This window comes from Mesobacillus sp., assembly GCF_049588175.1.
Classification (GTDB): Bacteria; Bacillota; Bacilli; order Bacillales; family Cytobacillaceae; genus Mesobacillus.
Map to the genome: position 1 here is coordinate 1 of NZ_JBAVFI010000178.1, position 3,164 is coordinate 3,164.

Annotated in this window: 4 protein-coding genes; 2 read left to right on the forward strand and 2 right to left on the reverse strand. The window is 41.7% G+C overall.

The genetic code is table 11. The annotated features are described in order from the left end of the window. Nucleotides 1–1,574: PAS domain S-box protein (locus tag WB217_RS04160; protein WP_423990914.1), on the reverse strand; the 1,574-nt coding region annotated here is incomplete at its 3' end. Between the two features lie 191 nt (nucleotides 1,575–1,765). Then, nucleotides 1,766–2,134, reverse strand: coding sequence for a hypothetical protein (locus WB217_RS04165; RefSeq protein ID WP_423990916.1), 369 nt, complete (start codon nucleotides 2,132–2,134; stop codon nucleotides 1,766–1,768). Between the two features lie 176 nt (nucleotides 2,135–2,310). Here WB217_RS04165 and WB217_RS04170 point away from each other — a divergent pair, with 176 nt between their 5' ends. Together WB217_RS04170 and WB217_RS04175 are read left to right on the forward strand one after the other, a co-directional pair. Beyond that, entirely contained in the window at nucleotides 2,311–2,814 is a 504-nt protein-coding gene (locus tag WB217_RS04170) for an NUDIX hydrolase (protein WP_423990918.1), read from the forward strand. Nucleotides 2,815–2,842: 28 nt separating this feature from the next. After that, nucleotides 2,843–3,164 (forward strand): alpha/beta fold hydrolase (locus WB217_RS04175; RefSeq protein ID WP_423990920.1); only part of this gene is annotated, 322 nt, incomplete at its 3' end.

Sequence of the window (3,164 nt, forward strand, 5' to 3'; positions counted from 1 at the left end):
CTCTTGAATTTAATCGTGCCATTATGAGATTGGACAATTTTAAAGCTTACTGTCATCCCGAGACCTGTGCCCTTTTCCTTGGAGGAGTAGAACGGCTCGCCGATTCTTTCCATGAATTCCTTTGAAATTCCGCAGCCATCATCTTTTACACGTACCGTAACGTGGTCATCTGTGCTTTGCAGTGAAATCAATACGACATCCTCAGCTGATGAAGCTTCGATCGCATTTTTTACGATGTTAATGAACAGCTGCTTCAGCTGGTTTGGCTCACATTCGATCATGACCTGCTGGTCGTGAACCTCTAACTCTATTTGGATATTATGAAGGCTTGCTTCTGTTTTTAACAGTGAAATTACATTGAATAGAATCAGCTGTATATCAGCTTCGGTAAATTTTATCTGCTGAGGCTTGGCCAGCAGTAATAGCTCACCGACAATATGGTTAATCCTGTTCAGTTCATCAAGCATGATTTGATAATAAAGCTGGTGCTTTTCATCTTCCATTTGCAGCAGCTGGACCAGTCCTTTTAGAGAGGTAAGCGGATTGCGTATTTCATGGGCAACACTTGCAGATAGTTCACCGACTACTGACAATTTATCCGTTCTCCGCAATCGTTCTTCTGTTTGTCGCAGCTCGGTTACATCCCTGGAATTACAAATAATCCCTGCAAGCTGATCATTCACAATGATAGGCAGGGAAGTACTTTGCAGCATGAGGGGATTCCCGTTCTTATGAGGAACATTAAGCTCGAACATTTGTGGACATTGATCCTTGATAACCTTGGCGATTCTGTCCAAAACTAATTGCCTGCTGTTTTCAGGGAGCAATTCTTCAATACGCCTGCCAATAAAATCGTTAGCATTATAGCCTGTGATTTTCTGAAACTGTGGATTCAGATTTGTGATTGTCCCATTTAGGTCCAGCATCGCAACGATGTCAGGACTGTATTCGAACAATGACCGGTATTGCTGCCGACTTTCTTCAAGCAGAGTCTCAACATTTTTCCGCTCAGTGATATCTCGCCCAATGATAACGAGTCCTTGTCTGCTGCCGTCATCATTCCATAGAGGAACTTTGATTGTATCAAAGGTCTTATTGCTGCCATCTGGCTGTGGAAGGACTTCTTCGACACGGATAATCCCGCCAGCTTTCCAGGCTTCCTCATCAGATATCTCGCAATACCTTAATGAGTCGGCGAAAAAATCGCTGTATTCTGCTAATTCCGAGTCCTTTTTGCCTTTATAATCTACATTTTCAAGGTCGAAAAGCTTCAATCCGAAATCATTTGCCTGGATCCATCGGCCTTCCCCGTCCTTGAAATTGACAAAATCAACCATAGAATTGATCAGCGTGGATAAACGTTTTTCCTCTTCCCTTGAAGCATTCAATTCTTCCATTTTAGAAATGAAAAAATAGAAAAACCAGCCCGCCAGCACAACATAAAGAACTTCTTTCGTATGTTCGACTAGAGTGATAAAAGGCGAAGGGGCATATAATTTCAGCAGATAGTTTGTCCCAAAAATCCAAACTATGCTGAGTATAAAAAAGGTGGTCAAGTATTTCATTTTTTTCATGTTAGAACTCCTAAGTAAGCATTCATGCTCTCGCTAAATTAAGTAGAAGTAGTACCTGTATATAGTAGCATAATTTAGTCAATTAAAGTAATTTTGTTGATCTTGTTTTTGAATTTAGCTTCCCTAAAATATGGAAGTAATATGCGAAAAGCAGAACCAAAAGAGTTTGGTCCTGCTTTTTCATGATTTTATTAAAAATCTCCATCCGTAGCAGAGAATGGAATGTTCAAACGGTTTTCCACTGTGCGCAGGCGCTGATTCAGCCTATTCAGGCGCCGTGTATGCCTTTCATCATTTAGATTCAGTCTTTGAATTTCTTCGTTAATACGGCCAATCTCCCTGTTCAGTCGAGTTATTTCTCTGTTTTGCCGTGTAATTTCTTTGTTCTGTCTGTCTAATTCTGCTTTTTGCTGCTGAGACTGACGTTCAAGCTGATTAACCCTTCTTTCAAGCCCCTGCTGTCGATCATTTGGTTCCTGCTGCTGTCCGTAATAATGATAGTCATATTGAGTATAAGGGTCAAAATGCTGAGGGCTGTAATAATGCTGATATGGATTCATACTGGCACACTCCTTATTTAAAATCCGCCTTCAATGCAGACGAATAAATTCCTTATAAAATATGTAGGTAAACGCGGAGGGTGTGGGCTATCGCCCGGAAATGAGGGCGGGACCTACAATATAAGGAAGGAAAAATATGGAGAGCGAGCGAATGTATATGATAGGTGGTGAATGGAATGGGAATGTCCAATTATTATAAAAATCTAAGAAACAGTTTTGGAGCGGAATTAATTTTCATGCCAAGTGTGGCGGGAATCGTGCGGAATGAAGCAGGAGAGATCTTGTTCCAAAACAAAGGCAATGGTGAGAAGTGGAGCCTGCCAGCTGGAGCAATCGAATTGGGAGAAGCCCCAGCAGAAGCGGTTGTCCGTGAAGTTTGGGAAGAAACAGGCTTATATGTTAAACCTGGGAAACTATTAGGTGCTTTTGGCGGAAAAGATTTTCGCTACGAATATCCAAACGGGCATAAGGTGGAATATGTGGTATTCGTTTTTGACTGTCAGGTTCAAGGTGGGGAACTTAATCCGATTGATAACGAAACCGCAGAGCTTCATTTTTTTAGCGTTGATAGTATGCCAGAACTCGCTCTTCCGTATCCAAAGAGTATTTTCATAGAATCAGACAGGGGAAAAACGGAATATCAATGGGATGATGAGTGGGTGAGGAAGCTGCAGAAATAAGACGAGTATATAAAGGGTGACTTAGGAAATGGAATGTAAAGTTAGTAAAGGTACCATTCATTACGAAATTCAAGGAGAAGGCTTTCCTATTGTGATCCTTCACGCAATGGGCACTGATTATCGCTCAATGAAGGCATGGGTGGAACCTGTTTTTGACGACCTGGAAGGATTCCAAAGGGTGTATGTTGATTTGCCAGCCCATGGCGGAAGCGTGATTGATGAAAGTGTAACATCTACAGATGACATGCTTGAAAACCTTTTGGAATTTATTGATGCGGCACTGGAAAACAAAGAGTTCTTGCTTATTGGCTCTTCCTTCGGCGGCTATTTGGCGCAAGGCATCCTTCATA